Raw genomic sequence first — 17,667 nt, 5'->3', positions numbered from 1 at the left:
GACGGCCCGTTGCTAGTCGGATCGGGTCTCAAGTCAAGACCCATCGCCTCATTGCTGTTTGGCCCATTCGACGATCGCGGTGGCCTCCGCGCCCGCCTGCGCCTCCCAGGCGGCAATTGTGGGCGTTGCTACCGTTCGCAGCGCCGCGATGAGAGATTGCGGCGCTGGCTCGGCGATGTTGACGCCGTTGTCGCGCATCCGCGCATAATTCTCGGTCGTGCGGTGGGCCAGCAGCGCGAACTGGCTCTGCTCGGTCTCGGCTGCAGCCGCCAGCACCGCGCGCTGAATCGGCTCTGGCAGCGCGGCAAATGCGTCGGTGCGGACGAAGGCGATCGACACCGGCATCGCGTAATTGATGGCCGTGAAATAGGGCAGGAAGTCCCAGAGCTTACGCCCCGCGCCGCCGTCGCCGGAGGTGAGGAACGAATTCAGTTGATGCTCCTTCAGGCCCACAAGCGCCTTGTCCATCGGCAGGAACTGCGCGTTGGCACCGGCCGCCGTCATCACCTCGCTGGAATTGGTATCGTAAGCGCGCAAATTGAGTTTCGGCAGGTCGTCGGCGCCTGCAAGCGACCGGTCCGACCATAGGCCGGTGGCCGGCCATATCGTCAGATAGAGCAGCTTGAGGCCGCGCGCGGCGAGGGCCTTTTCGTAAAGCGGTCGTGCGCGCGCATTGGCGGCGTGAGCGATGTCGACTGATTGTACCAGGAAGGGCAGCGTCGAGAGGCCGAGCACGGGGTCGAGGCCCGAAAGCGCGCCCGCAAAGGCGTCGCCGCCGGCGATCCGGCCGTCCAGCGCCGCGCGCGGCATTTCGCCCGAGCTGATCTTCAGCTGATTGTCGAAGGCGTTGGTCACGCTCACGAAACCGTTTGTGCGCGCGGCCACGCGATCGGCGAAACTGCTGAGCCCGATCCCGGATATGTTGTTCTCGGGATATTCGGTGGTCATCCGCCAGTTCACTTGCGCCGCAGCTGGCGCGGCGGACAGGATGAGTGCGGCGAGGGCAAGGAGGGCGCGGATCCGTTTGGCGGGGAAGCGCATTGGGAGAAGCAGGTCAGGCAGCATTTATTGGCAACTCGTCGAACCATGGCACGACGCCACGACATGGCAGATCATCTTGTCGCATGCTGCGCCCGCATGTGCCACGGCGATACTTGGGCACGGCTGATGCGAATTGCATCACGCATCATCCTCGTAGTGTTCACATCAGCGACGCAGGCGATCGCATGGGACAGCTCACCGGCTAAGACCAATGTCGCCGTGCCCAGCGTCGAGGAGCTCGCACATCCTCCGGAGAGGCCCGATGCGCGCGAGAGCGACACCCGGGAATCGATCTGCCTGATCGTTGAGGCGGCCGCGCGCGATGCCAATCTGCCGCTGGAATTCTTCGCCCGCGTGATCTGGCAGGAGAGCCGCTTCCAGGCCGATGCGGTGGGCCCGATGACGCGCAGCGGCGAGCACGCGCAAGGGATCGCGCAGTTCATGCCGGGCACCGCGAGCGAGCGCGGGCTCCTCAATCCCTTCAATCCTGTGCAGGCTCTGCCGAAATCAGCCGAGTTCTTGAACGAGCTGCGCAACCAGTTCGGCAATCTCGGCCTCGCCGCTGCCGCCTACAATGCCGGACCGCGGCGAGTACAGGAATGGCTCGCCGGCACCGGCGGCATGCCGGAGCAGACCCGCAACTACGTCTACGCCATCACGGGTGCTACGGTCGACGCATGGGCCAAGGCCGGCAGCACCGGCAAGGGACCGCCGAGCTCACCGCCGACAAGCTGCCGCGACCTGATGGCCCTGTTGAAGCGTGCGCCGAATCCGTTCGTCGCCGAGCTGGAGCAGCATGTGGAGCTTGCCGCCGCCAAGATCTGGGGCGTGCAGCTCGCCGCCGGATTCGATCGCAACAAGGCGCTGGCGATGTACTCCCGCGCCGTCACGCGGCTGAGCGCGGTGATCGGTGAGCGCGATCCCAGCCTGTTGAGTTCGGTGATGCGCAGCCGCGGTTCGCACGCCTTCTACCAGGTACGCATCGGCACCGACACGCGCCCCGAAGCCGACGATCTCTGCAATCGCATCCGGAAGGCGGGTGGGGCGTGCTTCGTGCTGAAGAACCGGGGCGTGAGCGGGTAGGGAGCGCGCGCATGCCAGCCCCGCCGCGCGCTTCCTTGACGCGGCCGCCCGCATTGCCCGTTATGCAGGCACGATTCCGCAAACCTCAGCCGGCCGTCCCGTGGCGCTTCCTCCGCTCGATTCCCCTCAATGGCAAAGTCCGTGGCGCGCCTTCACCTGGGGGCTGCGCTCGATCACGCAGACGATCCTCACGCTCGTGCTGTTCGCGACCTATCTCGGCATCGGCGCGCTTGCCCATGACAGCCATTTCAGCCTGGCCTGGGCGCTTTGCTCGACGCTGTTCGTCTGGGCCGGGCCGGCCCAGATCATCTTGATCACCACGCTGGGTTCGGGCGCGACGGTCATCCAGTCGGCGATCGCGGTCACCGTCAGCGCGATCCGGCTATTTCCGATGGTGGTCTCGGTGCTGCCGCTGATGCGCACGCCGACGACCAAGCGACGCGAGCTGTTCTTCGCGGCGCATCTGACGGCCGTGACGCTGTGGGTCGAATGTCATCGCTTCCTGCCGCAGGTGCCGCGCGAGCGGCGCATCGCCTTCGTCAATGGACTTGGCTTCGGTCTGGTCTCGGTGTGCCTGACCGCCAACACGATCGGCTATTTCCTCGCCGCCAATCTGACGCAGACATTGGGTGCAGCGATCCTGCTGCTGACGCCGCTGTCCTTCCTGTTCTCGACCGCGCGCAACAGCCGCGAGGTCGCCGACGTCGTCGCGCTCGCGCTTGGGGTGCTGCTCTATCCGCTGGCTGCGAAGATGAACTCCGGCCTCGACATCCTCGTCAGCGGCCTCGCGGCGGGCACAATCGCTTATGGCGTGCACTGGTGGCGCGAGGTGCGCGCATGAGTGCCGCGCAACTCATCGGCGACTGGCAGGCGCTGGTCGTGCTGTTCGTCGCCGGCGTCATTCCCAACCAGATATGGCGCATGCTCGGCCTCTGGTTTGGCGGCGGCATCGACGAGGGCTCAGAACTGCTGGTCTGGGTGAGGGCGGTCGCGACCGCGATCCTGGCCGGCGTCATCGCCCAGATCGTGGTCGAGCCGCCAGGCGCGCTCGCCAGCGTGCCGGACGGCTTGCGCTACGGCGCGGTCGCTGCCGGCCTCGTCGTGTTCCTGCTGACCCGCCGATCGATTTTCGCGGGCGTTGTCGCCGGCGAAGTCTTCCTGCTGGTCGGCAGGTGGTGGTTGGGCTAAAACCGCCGCCGAACAGCCAAGGAACAGGACACATGGTTCGCGAAAACGAACTCCGCGAGGGCGAGGTCGCCATCGAGCTGCCGTCGACGGAGGATGCCGGCCTCGTCTTCATCGGCCGCATCCGCACGCCCTGGACCTCGCGGCTCGAAACGCCGCGCCAGGGGCGCGCGGACGGTCCGGTGTGTCGCCTCGAGATTTTCGAGCCCTTCCTGCCTGCGATCAAGGGCGTCGATTTCTACAGCAATCTCGAAGTGCTCTACTGGCTCGACAAGTCGCGCCGCGACATCGTGCTGCAAAGCCCGAAGAACAACGAGAAGACCCGCGGCACGTTTTCGCTGCGCTCGCCGGTCCGGCCCAATCCGATCGGCACCTCGATCGTGAAGCTCGTCGGTATCGAGGGCGGCACGATCCTGGTGCGCGGCCTTGATTGCCTCGACAACACGCCGCTGATCGATATCAAGCCCGATCGCTGCGAGTTCACGCCACTGGCTGCGCCGCAGCCGGGGGATTTTCAGACGGAGTGACGATCAGGCCTTCAGCGCTGCGATCAGCTTCGTCGCATTCTCTTCCAGCACCTTGACGTCTTCCTTGCGGCTCGCGGGCGGCAGCATCGCCACGCCGTCATGGCGCGGCATCACATGCATGTGGAGATGAAACACCACCTGTCCGCCGGCGGCCTCGTTGAACTGCTGCACGGTGATGCCATCGGCCTTGAACGCTTTCATCGCGGCGGCGGCGATCTTGTGTGCACCACGGGCGACGTGGGCGTAATCGTCGGCCTTGATGTCGAGGATGTTGCGGGCAGGCGCCTTCGGGATCACCAGCGTATGGCCGGGTACGCGCGGCATGATGTCGAGGAAAGCGAAGACATGCTCGTCCTCGTAGACCTTGTGGCAGGGAAACTCGCCGCGCAGGATCTTTGCGAAGATGTTGTTCGGGTCGTAGGCGGTCATGGTGGCGGCTCCCAGGAATTTTTCGAGCTTAGTTTTGCGCTTACTGTCACCAGCGAAGGCAAACCGTCAAGGCGCCTCGTCGATGCCTTTCCGGAACGGGCCGAGCTCGGCGAGTTCGCGTCCGGCCTCGGCGACGTAGGCGCGCTCGCGCTTGAGGTAATTGTCGATGGCGCGACGCAGGCCGGGATCGGCGATGAAATGGGCGGAGTGCGTGGTCCGCGGCAGGTAGCCGCGCGCGATCTTGTGCTCGCCCTGAGCGCCGGCCTCGACATGTGTGAGGCCGCGCTTGATGGCGAAATCTATCGCCTGATAGTAGCAGACCTCGAAATGCAGGAATGGGTGATGCTCGACAGCACCCCAGTTGCGACCGAACAGCGTGTCCGAACCGATGAAGTTGATCGCGCCCGCGATCCAGCGGTCATTGCGGCGGGCCATCACCAGCAGCACGTCATCGCTCATGGTCTCGCCGATCAGCGAGAAGAATTCGCGCGTCAGGTAAGGTCGGCCCCATTTGCGCGAGCCGGTCTCCATGTAGAACATGAAGAACGCGTCCCAGGCGTCCTCGGTGATGTCCTTGCCGGTGAGCCAGTGGATCGTGATGCCCGCGGCAAGCGCATCGCGCCGCTCGCGCTTGATCGATTTGCGGTGGCGCGAGTTCAGCGTCGCCAGGAAATCGTCGAAGGTGGCAAAGCCCTCGTTGCGCCAGTGGAACTGCTGGTCGGTGCGCTGGAGGAATCCGTGCTGGGCAAGTAGCTTCCACTCTGCCTCGCGGGCGAAGGTGACGTGGACCGAGGAGGCCTTGCTGACTCCGCACAGTGCCACCAGCCCGCTTGCCAGGGCCTCCGTGATGCGCTCGCGGTCGACGCCGTCGCGGACCAGGAGCCGCGGCCCCGTTGCCGGCGTGAAGGGAACAGAGACCTGCAGCTTCGGGTAATAGCGTCCACCGGCACGCTCATAGGCGTCGGCCCAGCCGCGGTCGAAAACGTATTCGCCTTGCGAATGTGATTTCAGATAGCAGGGCACGACGCCGGCGACCCGGCCGTCGATCTTGGCCACCAGATGCCGCGGTCCCCAGCCAGTGCGGACCGTGGCTGAACCCGATTTCTCGACAGCGGAAAGAAACGCGTGGGATACGAATGGGTTATAGGCGGGCCTTAAAATGCCGAGCGAATCGCCTGGGAGCCCGGATGAGGTTCCCATGCCATGCCCGTTGCAGGCTCTGCCAGGATTGGCGCAGGCGTCCCAATCCTCCGGCGATACCTCGCCAATGGACGGTACGGCCTCCAGCGTGATGTCGGATGATGCCATTGCGCCCAAGATCGTGCATTGCAGCAGCGACTTCAAGGGTGGGGAACATCAAGCCTGCGGCACGAACCCCTCAAAAATCATCTGGTCCGCATACTGCCCGACCCGCGTCCGCTGCTCCGGGGTACGTACGGTCCAGCCGAGCAGAGCGCAGCCGAAGACGTTGCGCGCAATCCAGGGGGCGGGCGCCGGCAGGTGGTCGACCTTGAAGGCGACGAAATGCGGCTGGGTCTGGAAGCCGTGGCGCAGGTACAGCATGCTGTCGCGCTGCGCTTGCGTCAGGTAGGCCCAGTATTCGTCCTCATAACTCCGCTGCGCGACGATGCCGCGCGGGCGGTTGGGCAGCAGCTCGCGCAGCGCCAGCACCTGGTCGGGGTCGAAGGACATCCCGACCGCTTGCCCCTGATACGACGCCAGCACCTCGGCCATCCGCTTCACCAGCTTGCGGTCGCCGTCAAAATGGCTCTTCACCTCGATCACCAGCGGCACCCGGCCGGCGACCATGGCGCAGAGGTCGTCGAGCGACATCATCCGCTCGGCCGTATCCCTGAAGGTGATGGCCTTCAGCTCGGCCGCGGTCTTTGCGACCACCGGGCCGCTGGCCTCGGTGAGGCGGCCGAGCGCATGGTCGTGGTGCACCATGGCCTCGCCATCGGCGGAGAGCTGGATGTCGACCTCGATCGAGAAGTTGCCGGCGATCGCCGCCTGCACCGCGCCCGGCATGTTTTCCACGATGCCACGCGAAATGTCATGCAGGCCGCGATGGGCGACCGGCCGCGCTGTCAGCCAATCCGGAGCACGCACGATGCTGACCTCAGGCGACCTCGAACACGCCTTCGACCTCGACCGCCGCATCAGCGGGCAGCGAAGCGACGCCGACGGTGGTGCGGGCGTGGCGGCCCTTGTCACCGAAGGCCGCGACCATCAGGTCGGAGGCACCGTTGAGAACCTTCGGCCCGTCCAGGAAGTCCGGTGCCGAGTTGATGAAGCCGCCGAGGCGCACCACACGCACAACCTTGTCGAGATCGCCAAGCGCCGCCTTGACCTGTGCGAGCAGGTTGACGGCGCAGCCGCGCGCGGCCGCAGCACCTTCCTCGATCGAGACGCCCGCGCCCAGCTTGCCCTTGGCAATCAGCTTGCCGGCGGGATCGAAGCAGACCTGGCCGGAGACGAACAGCAGATTGCCGGTGCGCACGAACGGCACGTAATTGGCGACGGGGGTGGGGGCCTCGTGCAGCTTGATGCCCTGTTCCGCCAGTTTCTGCTCGACCGTGCCCGCCATGTCTCGACCTCGATGTCTGAAAAATCATCCGCACCGGCACGTCTGGTGACTGCCGGGCGCGCCCTGTTTCGCCCATCATGCCGCCACATGCAAGCAAGCCGATGGGGGGGTCGGACGCCGGGGTGGATTGTATTTCTCGAGGCAGGTCAGGAGGTTCAACGAAGAGGCGCAACTTTACGTGAAACCGCCGCAGTTGCGACGCAATGGAACGGTCATTAAAGTGTCGAATCTGCGCGTCCCCAGGGAACAGACATGGTGCACCTTTTCCGGACTTCACTCGGTGTGATGGCGCTCGCGGCGGCCGCGCTCGGCTCCAGTGGCGGCGTCCATGCCGCGAACGGTCCGTTCCTCGCGCATCAGGCGCTTTACGATCTGAGCCTGGTCAAATCGCGCTCCAATTCCATCAACAGCGCGCGCGGCCGCATCCTCTACAATTTCGCCGGCAGCAGCTGCGAAGGCTACACCTCCGAATTCCGCCAGGTCTCCGAGCTCGACAGCGGCGAGGGCAAGATCACGCTCAGCGATCTTCGCTCGAATTCCTGGGAGGACGCCACAGGGAAAAGCTACCGCTTCAAGATCGAGACGCGGATGAATGAGACCGAGGCCGGCCTGGTCGACGGTTCGGCCGAGCGCGACGGCGACCACATCAACGTCAAGCTGAAGTTGCCGGCGCCGAAGAACTTCACCCTCGACGGCAAGATCGTGTTCCCGACCGAGCAGATCCAGCACATCATTGCAGCGGCGAAAGAAGGCAAATCGCTCCTGGAGCTCTCCGTCTATGACGGCTCCGACGATGGCCAGAAGGTCTACAACACGCTGACCGTGATCGGTCAGGCGATCCCCGCCGACCGCGCCGCGTCGCCCGATCCGTCGACGTCGGACGAGCACATGAAATCGCTGAAGCGCTGGCCGGTCACCGTCAGCTATTTCGACCGCGAGGTTCAGCAGAAGGAAGGCGAGCAGACGCCGGTCTATGCGATGTCGTTCGAGCTCTATGAAAACGGTGTCTCCCGCCAACTCGTGCTCGACTACAACGACTTCGTCATTTCCGGTGCGATGGGCAAGTTCGACGTCAAGGACAGCAAGCCCTGCAATTGAGCGCCGAGGCTAGCCCTCGACAGCGTCTCCAGCTACGCTCCCCCTAACGACAAACTCAGGGAGCCAGCCCCATGCCGAAGCTCGACCATCTCCGCCCCAGCGGCCTGCACCACAATCCCGCTTATTCCCACGTCGTCACCGCCTCCGGCGCGCGCACGATCTACATCTCCGGCCAGGTGTCGGTGGACGAGGAGGGGCGGATCGTCGGCGAGGGCGATATCGCCGCGCAGACCACGCAGGTGATGCAGAATCTCGGTCATGCATTGAAGGCAGCCGGCGCGAGCTATGCCAACATCGTGAAGATCACGACCTTCGTCGTCGGCTACAAGCCCGAGCTGCGCCCGATCATCGGCAAGGCCCGCTCGGTCTTCTTCGAAGGCATGGAGCCGCCGGCCTCGACGCTCGTCGGCGTCTCCGCGCTTGCGGCGCCGGAGTGGCTGATCGAGATCGAGGCGATCGCAGTCACGGATTGAGTGGGAAGACCATGATGTCGAAAGATTCGATCCGGATCGCGGCAGCGCTGATGAGCCGGAGCGATGGGCATGTCCTGCTGGTCAGGAAGCGTGCCACGGAAAGCTTCATGCAGCCGGGTGGAAAGATCGAGGCCGGTGAGCATCCGCAGGCCGCGCTCAGGCGGGAATTGTCCGAGGAGCTCGGGATCGAGGTCGATCCGAGTGAGATGACCTATGTCGGACGATATTCCGCGCCTGCCGCGCACGAGCCTGGCTGGTTGGTCGATGCGGAAATCTTTCGCATCGCCATCGCGCGGTCGGTCAATCCCGGCGCGGAGATCGAGGAAATTCTCTGGCTGGACCCCAACGCGCCGGGATCGGTCAAGCTCGCACCGCTGACACGCGACAAGCTGCTCCCGCTGTGCGCGCGGCCGGCCCCGTAGCCTCCGCTCCAGCAAAAACTGAAAAACAACCCCATGCACAGTAGAAGCGCGGTCCGGCGCGGATTTCGTTTTTGGCGAATTCCATTTGACGCGTCGGGCAAAACAGGGGCATGATGTCATGCTGGCATTTTTCCGAAAGCGGTGAGAACCCGGGCTACGAAGCGTTCCCGGATATCGCTTGCAGAATGGTTATCGCCTCGTCGGCGCGATCCACGGGCACGAAGAGATGGTCGTGATGGAACGCCGAAACCGCATTCACGCTGATGCCGGCCCTGGCCAGGCGCGCCGTGATCGCCGCTAGAAATCCCACGGCGTCGAGTGCGGAGTGAACCGTGAGGGTGATCAGGCTGGAGGGGAATGCGTAAGGCAATCCTGCCGCTTCGGCTTCTTCACGCAGAACGACCAGCGTCGTCCCTTCCTGCTCGCGGAACGTCAGCCGCGGATTGAGTGCTGCGGGAATGGGGGCGTTCGGCGCGATCGTGCAGAAGACGAAAGTGCCCGGCTGCAGCTCCGGCTTCATGGTGTTCAGCAGTGCGTCGAGATCGCGTTCGCCCGTCACGGTGCCGGCCTCCAGATCGGCAAGATCGTTTGGGCCGCTGCGAAGCCCTTGGCGCCAGCGGCCGTTGAAGCGAGATGCAACATACCTTTGTATATCCTCTGTAATCCTTCTGATGCGCTGATCTTACGCTGGTACAATTGAGCGACGGCGGAAGATTCTGACAATCTGAGTCCACGCGGGTCACTGCGAGGAAGCTCAAATGAACGTCGTCATTCGGAAGCTCAACGGCTTGTGGCACCTCGTCGTCGGGTCCAGTCATATCCGAACCCCGTTCCTGGAAACCCAGGATCGGCAGTTGGTCGTTCAATATGCCCGGCGCGCCTATCCGGGTGCACTGATCTTCGAACGCGACTGACTTGAGCAGGAGGCCATCACTCCTCGGCCTTCTCCGGCCCCTCATAGGCGATGCCGCGGATCACGGCGGCACTGCCGAACTTCTTGCGCAGGGTGTCCACGGCACGCTCGGCATGGGCGGCGCGGCGGTCGAGCATGTCGGTGTCGTCGGCGGGGGAGCCGTCGCGCAGCGCGCTGACGCCGGCGCCCATCAGGCGGAAGGCGGTGCCGTCGATTTCCTTCGCCAGCATCTCGCGACAGATCGAGAAGATCTTTGCGGCAAGCTGCGTCGGCGCTGCGATCGATTGCGAGCGGGTGCGCTGCCGGAAGTCCGCGGTCTTCAGCTTCAGCGTCACGGTCGAGCCGGCGAGCTCGCTGCTCTTGAGCCGCGACGACGTCTTCTCGCACAGCCGCCACAAGATCTTCTCCAGCGACGCGAAATCGCGGATGTCGGTCTCGAACGTGGTCTCGCTCGAAATCGTCTTGGCGCCGCGATCGGCCTCGACGCGGCGGTCGTCGATGCCGCGGGCGAGCCGCCACAGCCGGCGGCCGTCGCTCGGAAATTGCCGCATCAGCTCGATCTCATCGGCCTTTTGCAAATCGGCGATGATGCGGAAGCCGCGCTGCATGAGGCGCTCCTGCGTTGCAGGTCCGACGCCAAAAATGAAGCCGACCGGTCTCGAAGCCAGCATCTCGCGCGCTTCCTCCTGATCGAGCGCCGCAAAGCCGCGCGGCTTGTCGAGATCGGAGGCGATCTTGGCCAGAAACTTGTTGCAGGACAGCCCGACCGAGACGGAGATACCGACGTCGCGCTCGACGTTGCGCGCAAAGCGCGCCAGCACCTTTGCCGGGATCATGCCGTGCACGCGCTCGGTGCCGGAGAGATCGAGAAAGGCCTCGTCGATCGAGAGCGGCTCGACCAGCGGCGTCAGCGCCTGCATGGCCTGGCGCACCTCGCGGCCGACCCGGACATATTTCGCCATGTCAGGCGGGATCACGGTCGCGTGCGGGCAGGCCTCCAGCGCTTTGAACATCGGCATCGCCGAGCGCACGCCATAGGTGCGTGCGATGTAGCAGGCCGCCGACACCACGCCGCGCTTGCCGCCGCCGATGATGACGGGCTTGTCGGCGATATCAGGATTGTCGCGCTTCTCGACCGTCGCATAGAAGGCGTCACAATCGACATGGGCGATGGTCAGGTTCGCGAGCGCGCGATGGCGGACCAGGCGAGGGGAGCCGCAGGCGGAACAGCGCCGCACGGCCACATCCAGATCGGCCAGACAATCCCGGCAGAAGCAGCGGGGCCCGGCCGGGTCGGCGGCCCTCACGGCACGTCGCGCTCCCAGGTCCGGTCGCCGAGCGCATCGCCCAGCACCTGCCGCGCTGCGGCAACGTTGGTCGGGTGCAGTTCCGAAACCTTGGCAAAAGCCTTCACGGTGTCGTCATCGCGCAGCACGAAATCGAGCACGCTGAGCAGGAAATTCGGGTTCGAGGCGGCGTTCCGGAGCGTCTCCGGGCCGACCCCTGTCTCAGCCAGGAACAGGCCCAGCCGCTCAGGCTCGCCGGCCACGAAGGAGAGCGCCTGAATCGCAACGATTTCAGCGACTTCGCGAGGGTTGTGAACAGGCTTTTTCACGGGCCCGGTTTGCCTTTCCGTTAACTTTCGGTGTCTACTTTGGAATATGCCCGAGTCTTGGGACTGAGTCTTCGATTGAGTCTTGGGCTTCAGTCTTGCCGCCTCAGACAAGCAACTGGAAACCACATCGCAGAAAGTGGCCCCTCGGGTTTAACGAAACTAGAGCGAATCTGAGGCTAGTTTGAATCCAGTTTTCGAAGCGCCGGAAAGCGGCGCCTCAGGCGTCACATGCACCGGTCTTCAGGACCAAACAGGAGGGCGGGATGGCTAAGACCGTCCTGATCGTGGAAGACAACGAGCTCAACATGAAGCTCTTCCGCGACCTGTTGGAGGCGCACGGCTACCAGACCTCGGGAACCAGCAACGGCTACGAGGCGCTCGACCTCGTGCGCAAGATGCGGCCCGACCTCGTGCTGATGGACATCCAATTGCCGCAGGTCTCTGGCCTGGAGGTGACGCGCTGGATCAAGGACGATCCGGAGTTGCGCGCCATCCCCGTCGTCGCGGTCACGGCCTTCGCGATGAAGGGCGACGAAGAGCGCATCCGCGAGGGCGGCTGCGAAGCCTATTTGTCCAAGCCGATCTCGGTCGGCAAATTCATTGAGACGGTCCGGCGTTTTATCGGATAGGAAGTGAGTTCACAGTGTCCGCGCGTATCCTGGTTGTCGATGACGTTCCCGCCAACGTCAAACTGTTAGAGGCCCGTCTCTCCGCCGAATATTTCGACGTGATGACCGCTTCGAACGGCACCGAGGCGCTGGCGCTGGCCAGCCGCGCCGAATGCGACATCATCCTGCTCGACGTGATGATGCCCGACATGGACGGCTTTGAAGTCTGCCGCCGCCTCAAGACCGATCCGGCCACGCACCACATTCCCGTCGTGATGGTCACCGCGCTCGACAGCCCGTCAGACCGCAATCGCGGACTGGAAGCCGGCGCCGATGATTTCCTGACAAAACCCGTCTCCGATGTCGTGCTGATCGCGCGCGTGCGCTCGCTGACGCGGCTGAAGATGATGACGGACGAGCTGCGCATGCGCGCCATCACCTCGCTCGAGATCGGCATGCAGGCGCCCGAGCGCAGCGCCATCGCCGATGCGGGCAAGGGCGGACGGATCCTGCTGGTCGACGACCGGCCATCGTCCTACGAGCGGCTGGCGACGATCCTCGCCGCCGAGCACACCATCGACGTCGAGCCGAATCCGACCGAAGCGCTGTTCCACGCCGCCGAGGGCAATTACGATCTGCTGATCGTCTCGCTCGATTTGAACAATTTCGATGGCTTGCGGCTCTGCAGCCAGGCGCGCTCGCTGGAGCGCACGCGCCACGTTCCGATCCTGGCGATCGCGGAAGCGGAAAACGCCACGCGGCTGCTGCGCGGCCTCGAGATCGGCGTCAACGACTACCTGCTGCGCCCGATCGACAAGACCGAGCTCCTGGCACGCGCCCGCACCCAGATCCGCCGCCGCCGCTACACCGATCATCTGCGCGACAATGTCCAGAACTCGATCGAGATGGCGATCACCGATGCGCTCACCGGCCTGCACAATCGCCGCTACATGGAGAGCCATCTGGCAACGCTCGCCGAACAGGCCTCGACGCGCGGCAAGCCGCTGGCGCTGATGATTCTGGACATCGACTATTTCAAGTCGATCAATGACAATTACGGGCACGATGCCGGCGACGACGTGCTGCGCGAGTTCGCCGTGCGCGTCCGCAAGTCGATCCGTGGCATCGATCTCGCCTGCCGCTACGGCGGCGAGGAGTTCGTGATCGTGATGCCGGAGACCGATCTGCACGTCGCCGGCATGGTTGCCGAGCGCCTGCGCCGCTCGATCGCGGGCGAGCCGTTCGCCGTCCACAAGGGCACCAAGCGCATCGAGGTCACGATCTCGATCGGGCTCACCACGCTGGAGCAGAAGGGCGAGGCGGTGGCCGACGTCCTCAAGCGCGCCGACACCGCGCTCTACCGCGCCAAGCACGACGGACGCAATCGCGTGGTGTCGCAGGCGGCGTGAGGCTGGCGCGCTGATTGCGCCTCATATTCAGCCGTCGTCCCGGCGAAGGCCGGGACCCATAACCACATAGCGCAGTTATTGCGTGACGTGGTAACTCCGAGTCTTCGCAAAACTGCTGCTGCGACGTATGGGTCCCGGCCTTCGCCGGGACGACAGTTCCGGGTTTGGCGAGCGCTTGCCTTTCACCGGCGTCGGCTTCGCGTCACCCCGCTTTCACGCGAAAGCTTTCCATACATGCGGCGTCAGTGCATAGCCGCCCGATCAGTCATTCACGCCGATGTCCGTAAAGAGGAATCCCGCCGGCGTCTTGGTAAAGACGAAGATGGTGTCGCCGCAGAAGATGCCGTAATTGTCGTTGTTCTCTTGATCGCGATCGTAGACCGCCTTGCCACGCTGGATACACGCGCGATTTTTTGCCGTGAAGTCGGTCTGATAGATCTTGGCGCGAAATTGCGCGGCGTCGCGAATTTCCTTGTCGTTCATGAACGGCAATCGGCTCATACTAGCGACGGCGGCGGAATCGTTTGCTTTCAGCGCCGCGCGAAACTTCTCGATGAAGCCATCGAATTCCTTTTGCAAGGCAGGAGAAGCGACGGCTTTCTTTGGCGCCTGGGCGACGGCTGGAGCAATGTTCACGAGAGCGGTTGCGAGCACAATTCTCAGTAAAAATCTCACGGGTCGGCTCCGTCTATCGACCAATCAAGGTCTCCCGACTGATCCAAATCGATGCTCTTCTGTTGCGTCAAGGACTTTCGGCTTGCTGGCGTAGCGTTAAACGCGCCCCCAGGCGGCCCATCGCGACACGATGCACTATTGCACTCACTCGGCTGTCATTCCCCGCGAACGCGGGGACCCATAACCATTGGGCGCAATATCGCGCGAAGTGGTAACTCCAAGTCTTCGCCAAACTGCTCGTGCGGCGTATGGGTCCCGGATCTGCGCTCCGCTTCGCTGCGCTTGTCCGGGACGACAATTACGATTGCGGCGACCGCTTGGCTTTCACGGGTGTCGGCTTCGCATCACCATCCACATCCACCCCCGCATTCCGCAGCAGCACCTTTGCGGCTTCCTTTGCCGCGCGCGCCATCGCGGGGTCGTCGCGGACGAGATCCTGCGCGATCGAGCCGTCGACCAGCAGCACGAGCTGTGTGGCGAGCGCGTCCGCTTCCGTGACGCCGAGCTCGGTCAGCCGCTCGCGAAACCAGACGCGGCGGCTTTCCTTGAAGGCGATAGCGATCTTCTTCACCGCGCGGTCGGTGGGCCCGAGCTCGGCGACCGCGTTCACGAACGGGCAGCCGCGAAAATCCTTCGCTGCAAAGCGCCGCTCCAGCGAATCGAAGGTGCCGAGAATCTGCTCGGCCGGCGGCTTGTCGGAGGGGCGGGCATGGACGAAGCGGCGCTCCAGATAGGCCGCGATCAGTGCGTCCTTGGACGGGAAGTGGTTGTAGAGCGTGCGCTTGGAGATGCCGATCTCGGCCGCGATGGTGTCGACGCCGATGGCGCGAATGCCCTGCAGATAGAACAGCTTGTCGGCGGTCTGAAGGATCCGCTCTTTCATCGTCTGTGGGGCGGGCGGGGGAGCCATGCGGCCGGACAAGTCCTGTTCGCTTGACAGTTCGGTCCTTCTATAGACTAATTACACAGGTCTGTGTAACCAAAATCAACGTCAATTGCAGATGCCGGCGCGCGTCCAGCGCCCATGAGGGAGAAGAAAAATGCCCCTGTTGCAGGTCCTGCGCCCGACATTGCCGATCCTGATCGGCGCCTCGATCATGCTGACGCTGAGCATGGGGCTGCGGCAATCGCTCGGCATCTTCATGCAGCCGCTGACGCACGACATCCACCTCTCGGTGTCCGACTTCACGCTGGCGCTGGCCGTCCAAAACCTCGCCTGGGGCTTTCTGCAGCCGCTCGCCGGCGCGATGACGGTGCGCTACGGCTTCCGTCCGATCATGATCGTCGGCGCGCTGATGTATATCGTCGGCCTCATCCTGATGGCGACCGCGAACGGGCTGGTCAGCATCATGATCGGCGCCGGCGTGCTGATCGGCACCTCGCTGGCCTGCACCGCGGCCGCGATCGCGATGTCGGTGGCGGCGCGTGCGGTGCCGGCAACGGTGCGCTCCACCGTGCTCGGCATCGTCTCCGGCGCGGGCTCGCTCGGCGCGCTGCTGTCGGCGCCGATCGGGCAGATGCTCAACGAGGGCTTTGGCTGGCGCATCGGGCTCGCCGGCTTCGTCGTCATGTCGGTGCTGATGATTCCGGCCGCATGGTATGCCGGGCGCGTCGACGCCGTTCCGCTGCCGAAGCCGGCCGCCGACGACATCGGCGACGCCACGGCCGCGTCCGTGACAAAGGCAGCATTCGGCAATGCCTCCTTCGTGGTGATGACCTGTGCTTATCTCGTCTGCGGCATGCAGCTGGTGTTCCTCACCACGCATCTGCCGTCATATCTGGCGATCTGCGGCCTCGATCCGATGCTGAGCGCGCAGACGCTCGGCATGATCGGCGGCTTCAACGTGCTGGGCTCGCTGTTCTTCGGCTGGGCCGGCCAGCGCTGGAACAAGCTCGCGCTGCTGGGCGGCATCTACATCCTGCGCTCGCTCGCGCTGGCCTGGTACTTCATGCTGCCGGCAACGCCATTCTCGACGCTGCTGTTCGGCGCCATCATGGGCTTCCTCTGGATGGGCGTCGGCCCGCTGGTCGCGGGCGCCGTCGCCGAGATGTTCGGCCTGCGCTGGCAGGCCATGATCCAGGGCCTCGCCTTCATGAGCCACCAGATCGGCAGTTTCCTCGGCGCCTATGGCGGAGGGGTGATCTACGACGCGCTCGGCTCGTACAATATGGCCTGGCGCATCGGCGTCGCGCTCGGCCTTGCCGGCGGCATCATCCAGGTCGCCTTCGCCCTGATCCGGCCGGCGCAGCCGCCGACGCCGGTGTTGAAGGCGGCGTAAGTTACGACGCCACGACGTTCACCTTCGCTGAGACGGGCAGCGGAAGGCGCAGTCCCCGGGCCAGCGCCGGGCGCGTGAAGGCCGGCTGCCGCTTCGGCAGCTGTCCGAAACGCGACAGGGTCTGCATCAGCGCGGACCTGATGGCTGGCTCGATCCTCGCGCAAATGAACCAGCAGACCAGCGCGAGCATGCCGAGTGCGACCCATACGGCCGAGGTGGCATCCACCCCGGCCTCGACCAGGGCTCGGATGATTGCGGAGCCAATGACGTTGTGGGTGAGATAGAGCGGATAGGTGATCAGTCCAAGCGTTCGCAAATGGGCTGGTGCTTCGGCAGGAGCAGCGCTCGCGGAGCGCCTGTTCCGGTGCGCGGCACGGGCAATGAGGAGAACCGCGGCGGCCCAGACCATGATCGGCACAAGAGCTGATTGATCCGCGATGGCGGGTATGGACGTCAAAAAGAAAGAGGCAAAGATATAGATCTCGACGGCGCCCGAAACACAGGTGACGGCAATCGCGACCTGTTCGAGGGCCCTCAGTTCTCTGTTCGCGAAAATGAATAGCCAGATGCCCAGCGCAAAGAAGCAGCCATGGCTCAGCAGAAATGCTGCGCACGGCACCCGAAACATCAGGATGACGAGATAGGGCAGGTCGGACGGCGTCGTGCATGACGCGACCAGCAGCGCGATGGCGTTGAAAATTGCGCTGTAGATGGTGAGACCCCAGGCGAGGTGCCGCAAGGTGATCTTCCTTGTCAGCATCGCGCAAAACACGAGGCCATAAAACGCGGTCTCGGCCGCCAGCGTCCAGTAGACCTCGTCGAGCCATTCACCCGTGACGCCCTTGGGAACCATCAGCATGGCGTGGATGTAGGGCAGAACGAGTTCGGATGCCGGTCCGCTTCCGAAGAGAAGCAGAACGAGGAAAGTCGCGGTGGCGCAGACCCAGACCGCCGGATAAAGCCTGAGCGCGCGCCCCAGAAGAAACTCGCCCGGCGAAGACTGGCTCGCGGAATTTGCGATGACGAAGCCGGAAATGACGAAGAAGATCTCGACGCCGACCCAGCCGAACCATGTGAAGGGCGCAGCCGACGGGTACAGAACATCGGCGGCGACGGTGCGCTCGAACCCCGGGACGCCGATCGAAGTCCAGGCCCAGGACCAGAACATCTGGTGAAAAATCGCGACTCCGAGGGCGGCGGCGAAGCGCAGCGGATCCAGCAACGGCAAATGGCTTTTCACGGGAATGAACCAGATTCATGCAACGATCCCGCTGGAGATATTGGATCGCCTCATGAGGCTCTTTGACGTGGGTCACACTTGCT

The 17,667-nt window shown here is 64.2% G+C and carries 22 protein-coding genes; 11 read left to right on the top strand and 11 right to left on the bottom strand.

Annotation, left to right across the window (positions count from 1 at the left end; all coding sequences use genetic code 11):
* Window positions 1-48 precede the first annotated feature (48 nt).
* A complete protein-coding gene (locus NLM31_RS25835; RefSeq protein ID WP_254194084.1) occupies window positions 49-1,065 on the bottom strand; it encodes a TRAP transporter substrate-binding protein in 1,017 nt (338 codons plus the stop codon).
* Window positions 1,066-1,167: 102 nt separating this feature from the next.
* On the opposite strand from NLM31_RS25835, the gene NLM31_RS25830 reads away from it, so the two are divergent.
* From NLM31_RS25830 to tsaA, 4 genes are all read left to right on the top strand, one after another.
* Window positions 1,168-2,124 (top strand): lytic transglycosylase domain-containing protein, encoded by a 957-nt coding sequence (locus NLM31_RS25830; protein ID WP_254194083.1) that lies wholly within the window; start codon window positions 1,168-1,170, stop codon window positions 2,122-2,124.
* Between the two features lie 100 nt (window positions 2,125-2,224).
* Window positions 2,225-2,965 (top strand): AzlC family ABC transporter permease, encoded by a 741-nt coding sequence (locus NLM31_RS25825; RefSeq protein ID WP_254194082.1) that lies wholly within the window; start codon window positions 2,225-2,227, stop codon window positions 2,963-2,965.
* Complete coding sequence (locus NLM31_RS25820) at window positions 2,962-3,312, top strand: AzlD domain-containing protein (RefSeq protein ID WP_254132029.1); 351 nt, start codon at window positions 2,962-2,964, stop codon at window positions 3,310-3,312. The genes NLM31_RS25825 and NLM31_RS25820 overlap by 4 nt, the downstream gene beginning before the upstream one ends.
* Window positions 3,313-3,344: 32 nt before the next feature.
* The gene (gene tsaA / locus NLM31_RS25815; protein ID WP_254132028.1) at window positions 3,345-3,836 is read left to right on the top strand and encodes a tRNA (N6-threonylcarbamoyladenosine(37)-N6)-methyltransferase TrmO; all 492 of its coding nucleotides are present in this window, start codon (window positions 3,345-3,347) and stop codon (window positions 3,834-3,836) included.
* A 3-nt stretch (window positions 3,837-3,839) separates the two neighbouring features.
* Here the strand turns inward: tsaA and NLM31_RS25810 are convergent, their stop codons facing one another.
* From NLM31_RS25810 to NLM31_RS25795, 4 genes are all read right to left on the bottom strand, one after another.
* On the bottom strand, window positions 3,840-4,265 hold the full coding sequence (locus tag NLM31_RS25810; protein ID WP_254132027.1) for an HIT domain-containing protein: 426 nt from the start codon (window positions 4,263-4,265) through the stop codon (window positions 3,840-3,842).
* 66 nt (window positions 4,266-4,331) lie between these two features.
* Window positions 4,332-5,573 carry a GNAT family N-acetyltransferase gene (locus tag NLM31_RS25805; protein WP_254194081.1) on the bottom strand — a complete coding sequence of 414 codons (1,242 nt, stop codon included), beginning with the start codon at window positions 5,571-5,573 and terminating at the stop codon, window positions 4,332-4,334.
* 48 nt (window positions 5,574-5,621) lie between these two features.
* Entirely contained in the window at window positions 5,622-6,374 is a 753-nt protein-coding gene (locus NLM31_RS25800; protein WP_254194080.1) for a glycerophosphodiester phosphodiesterase, read from the bottom strand.
* A gap of 10 nt (window positions 6,375-6,384) precedes the next feature.
* Entirely contained in the window at window positions 6,385-6,852 is a 468-nt protein-coding gene (locus tag NLM31_RS25795; RefSeq protein ID WP_008130072.1) for a RidA family protein, read from the bottom strand.
* Window positions 6,853-7,104: 252 nt separating this feature from the next.
* On the opposite strand from NLM31_RS25795, the gene NLM31_RS25790 reads away from it, so the two are divergent.
* The 3 genes from NLM31_RS25790 to NLM31_RS25780 all read left to right on the top strand — a co-directional run bounded on the left by NLM31_RS25790 (window position 7,105) and on the right by NLM31_RS25780 (window position 8,845).
* Complete coding sequence (locus tag NLM31_RS25790; RefSeq protein ID WP_254194079.1) at window positions 7,105-7,950, top strand: cell envelope integrity EipB family protein; 846 nt, start codon at window positions 7,105-7,107, stop codon at window positions 7,948-7,950.
* Between the two features lie 71 nt (window positions 7,951-8,021).
* Window positions 8,022-8,423: a RidA family protein gene (locus NLM31_RS25785; RefSeq protein ID WP_254194078.1), complete on the top strand. Its 402-nt coding sequence runs from the start codon at window positions 8,022-8,024 to the stop codon at window positions 8,421-8,423.
* Window positions 8,424-8,434: 11 nt separating this feature from the next.
* Window positions 8,435-8,845, top strand: a complete 411-nt coding sequence (locus tag NLM31_RS25780; RefSeq protein WP_254194077.1) for an NUDIX domain-containing protein — start codon at window positions 8,435-8,437, stop codon at window positions 8,843-8,845.
* 154 nt (window positions 8,846-8,999) lie between these two features.
* Here NLM31_RS25780 and NLM31_RS25775 read toward each other — a convergent pair whose 3' ends face one another.
* A complete protein-coding gene (locus NLM31_RS25775) occupies window positions 9,000-9,404 on the bottom strand; it encodes an ACT domain-containing protein (RefSeq protein WP_254194076.1) in 405 nt (134 codons plus the stop codon).
* A gap of 199 nt (window positions 9,405-9,603) precedes the next feature.
* On the opposite strand from NLM31_RS25775, the gene NLM31_RS25770 reads away from it, so the two are divergent.
* Complete coding sequence (locus tag NLM31_RS25770) at window positions 9,604-9,759, top strand: hypothetical protein (RefSeq protein WP_254194075.1); 156 nt, start codon at window positions 9,604-9,606, stop codon at window positions 9,757-9,759.
* A gap of 16 nt (window positions 9,760-9,775) precedes the next feature.
* Here NLM31_RS25770 and NLM31_RS25765 read toward each other — a convergent pair whose 3' ends face one another.
* A complete protein-coding gene (locus NLM31_RS25765; protein ID WP_254194074.1) occupies window positions 9,776-11,065 on the bottom strand; it encodes a DNA polymerase IV in 1,290 nt (429 codons plus the stop codon).
* The gene (locus tag NLM31_RS25760) at window positions 11,062-11,373 is read right to left on the bottom strand and encodes a DUF3572 domain-containing protein (RefSeq protein WP_254132017.1); all 312 of its coding nucleotides are present in this window, start codon (window positions 11,371-11,373) and stop codon (window positions 11,062-11,064) included. Before NLM31_RS25760 ends, NLM31_RS25765 begins: the two co-directional genes overlap by 4 nt.
* Window positions 11,374-11,636: 263 nt before the next feature.
* Between NLM31_RS25760 and NLM31_RS25755 the strand changes: the two genes are divergently transcribed.
* Window positions 11,637-12,002 carry a response regulator gene (locus tag NLM31_RS25755; protein WP_008566616.1) on the top strand — a complete coding sequence of 122 codons (366 nt, stop codon included), beginning with the start codon at window positions 11,637-11,639 and terminating at the stop codon, window positions 12,000-12,002.
* A gap of 14 nt (window positions 12,003-12,016) precedes the next feature.
* The gene (locus NLM31_RS25750; protein WP_254194073.1) at window positions 12,017-13,390 is read left to right on the top strand and encodes a PleD family two-component system response regulator; all 1,374 of its coding nucleotides are present in this window, start codon (window positions 12,017-12,019) and stop codon (window positions 13,388-13,390) included.
* 261 nt (window positions 13,391-13,651) lie between these two features.
* On the opposite strand, the gene NLM31_RS25745 is transcribed toward NLM31_RS25750, so the two are convergent.
* Complete coding sequence (locus NLM31_RS25745) at window positions 13,652-14,065, bottom strand: hypothetical protein (protein ID WP_254194072.1); 414 nt, start codon at window positions 14,063-14,065, stop codon at window positions 13,652-13,654.
* 298 nt (window positions 14,066-14,363) lie between these two features.
* Complete coding sequence (locus NLM31_RS25740) at window positions 14,364-14,975, bottom strand: TetR/AcrR family transcriptional regulator (protein WP_254194071.1); 612 nt, start codon at window positions 14,973-14,975, stop codon at window positions 14,364-14,366.
* A 130-nt stretch (window positions 14,976-15,105) separates the two neighbouring features.
* Here NLM31_RS25740 and NLM31_RS25735 point away from each other — a divergent pair, with 130 nt between their 5' ends.
* On the top strand, window positions 15,106-16,344 hold the full coding sequence (locus tag NLM31_RS25735) for an MFS transporter (protein WP_254132013.1): 1,239 nt from the start codon (window positions 15,106-15,108) through the stop codon (window positions 16,342-16,344).
* Window position 16,345: 1 nt separating this feature from the next.
* On the opposite strand, the gene NLM31_RS25730 is transcribed toward NLM31_RS25735, so the two are convergent.
* Window positions 16,346-17,584, bottom strand: a complete 1,239-nt coding sequence (locus NLM31_RS25730) for an acyltransferase (RefSeq protein ID WP_254194070.1) — start codon at window positions 17,582-17,584, stop codon at window positions 16,346-16,348.
* Window positions 17,585-17,667 lie beyond the last annotated feature (83 nt).

Origin of the sequence: Bradyrhizobium sp. CCGUVB4N, assembly GCF_024199945.1 — a bacterium.
Lineage (GTDB): Bacteria > Pseudomonadota > Alphaproteobacteria > Rhizobiales > Xanthobacteraceae > Bradyrhizobium.
The sequence above is the reverse complement of the archived record's forward strand: the minus strand, read 5'-3'. Positions and strand labels throughout refer to the sequence as shown.

Excerpts from the sequence above, each read along its gene's own strand:
- NLM31_RS25835 (WP_254194084.1), bottom strand. The coding sequence starts at position 1,065 with ATGCTGCCTGACCTGCTTCTCCCAATGCGCTTCCCCGCCAAACGGATC.
- NLM31_RS25830 (WP_254194083.1), top strand. The coding sequence starts at position 1,168 with ATGCGAATTGCATCACGCATCATCCTCGTAGTGTTCACATCAGCGACG.
- NLM31_RS25820 (WP_254132029.1), top strand. The coding sequence starts at position 2,962 with ATGAGTGCCGCGCAACTCATCGGCGACTGGCAGGCGCTGGTCGTGCTG.
- tsaA (WP_254132028.1), top strand. The coding sequence starts at position 3,345 with ATGGTTCGCGAAAACGAACTCCGCGAGGGCGAGGTCGCCATCGAGCTG.
- NLM31_RS25810 (WP_254132027.1), bottom strand. The coding sequence starts at position 4,265 with ATGACCGCCTACGACCCGAACAACATCTTCGCAAAGATCCTGCGCGGC.
- NLM31_RS25805 (WP_254194081.1), bottom strand. The coding sequence starts at position 5,573 with ATGGCATCATCCGACATCACGCTGGAGGCCGTACCGTCCATTGGCGAG.
- NLM31_RS25795 (WP_008130072.1), bottom strand. The coding sequence starts at position 6,852 with ATGGCGGGCACGGTCGAGCAGAAACTGGCGGAACAGGGCATCAAGCTG.
- NLM31_RS25790 (WP_254194079.1), top strand. The coding sequence starts at position 7,105 with ATGGTGCACCTTTTCCGGACTTCACTCGGTGTGATGGCGCTCGCGGCG.
- NLM31_RS25785 (WP_254194078.1), top strand. The coding sequence starts at position 8,022 with ATGCCGAAGCTCGACCATCTCCGCCCCAGCGGCCTGCACCACAATCCC.
- NLM31_RS25780 (WP_254194077.1), top strand. The coding sequence starts at position 8,435 with ATGATGTCGAAAGATTCGATCCGGATCGCGGCAGCGCTGATGAGCCGG.
- NLM31_RS25770 (WP_254194075.1), top strand. The coding sequence starts at position 9,604 with ATGAACGTCGTCATTCGGAAGCTCAACGGCTTGTGGCACCTCGTCGTC.
- NLM31_RS25755 (WP_008566616.1), top strand. The coding sequence starts at position 11,637 with ATGGCTAAGACCGTCCTGATCGTGGAAGACAACGAGCTCAACATGAAG.
- NLM31_RS25740 (WP_254194071.1), bottom strand. The coding sequence starts at position 14,975 with ATGGCTCCCCCGCCCGCCCCACAGACGATGAAAGAGCGGATCCTTCAG.
- NLM31_RS25735 (WP_254132013.1), top strand. The coding sequence starts at position 15,106 with ATGCCCCTGTTGCAGGTCCTGCGCCCGACATTGCCGATCCTGATCGGC.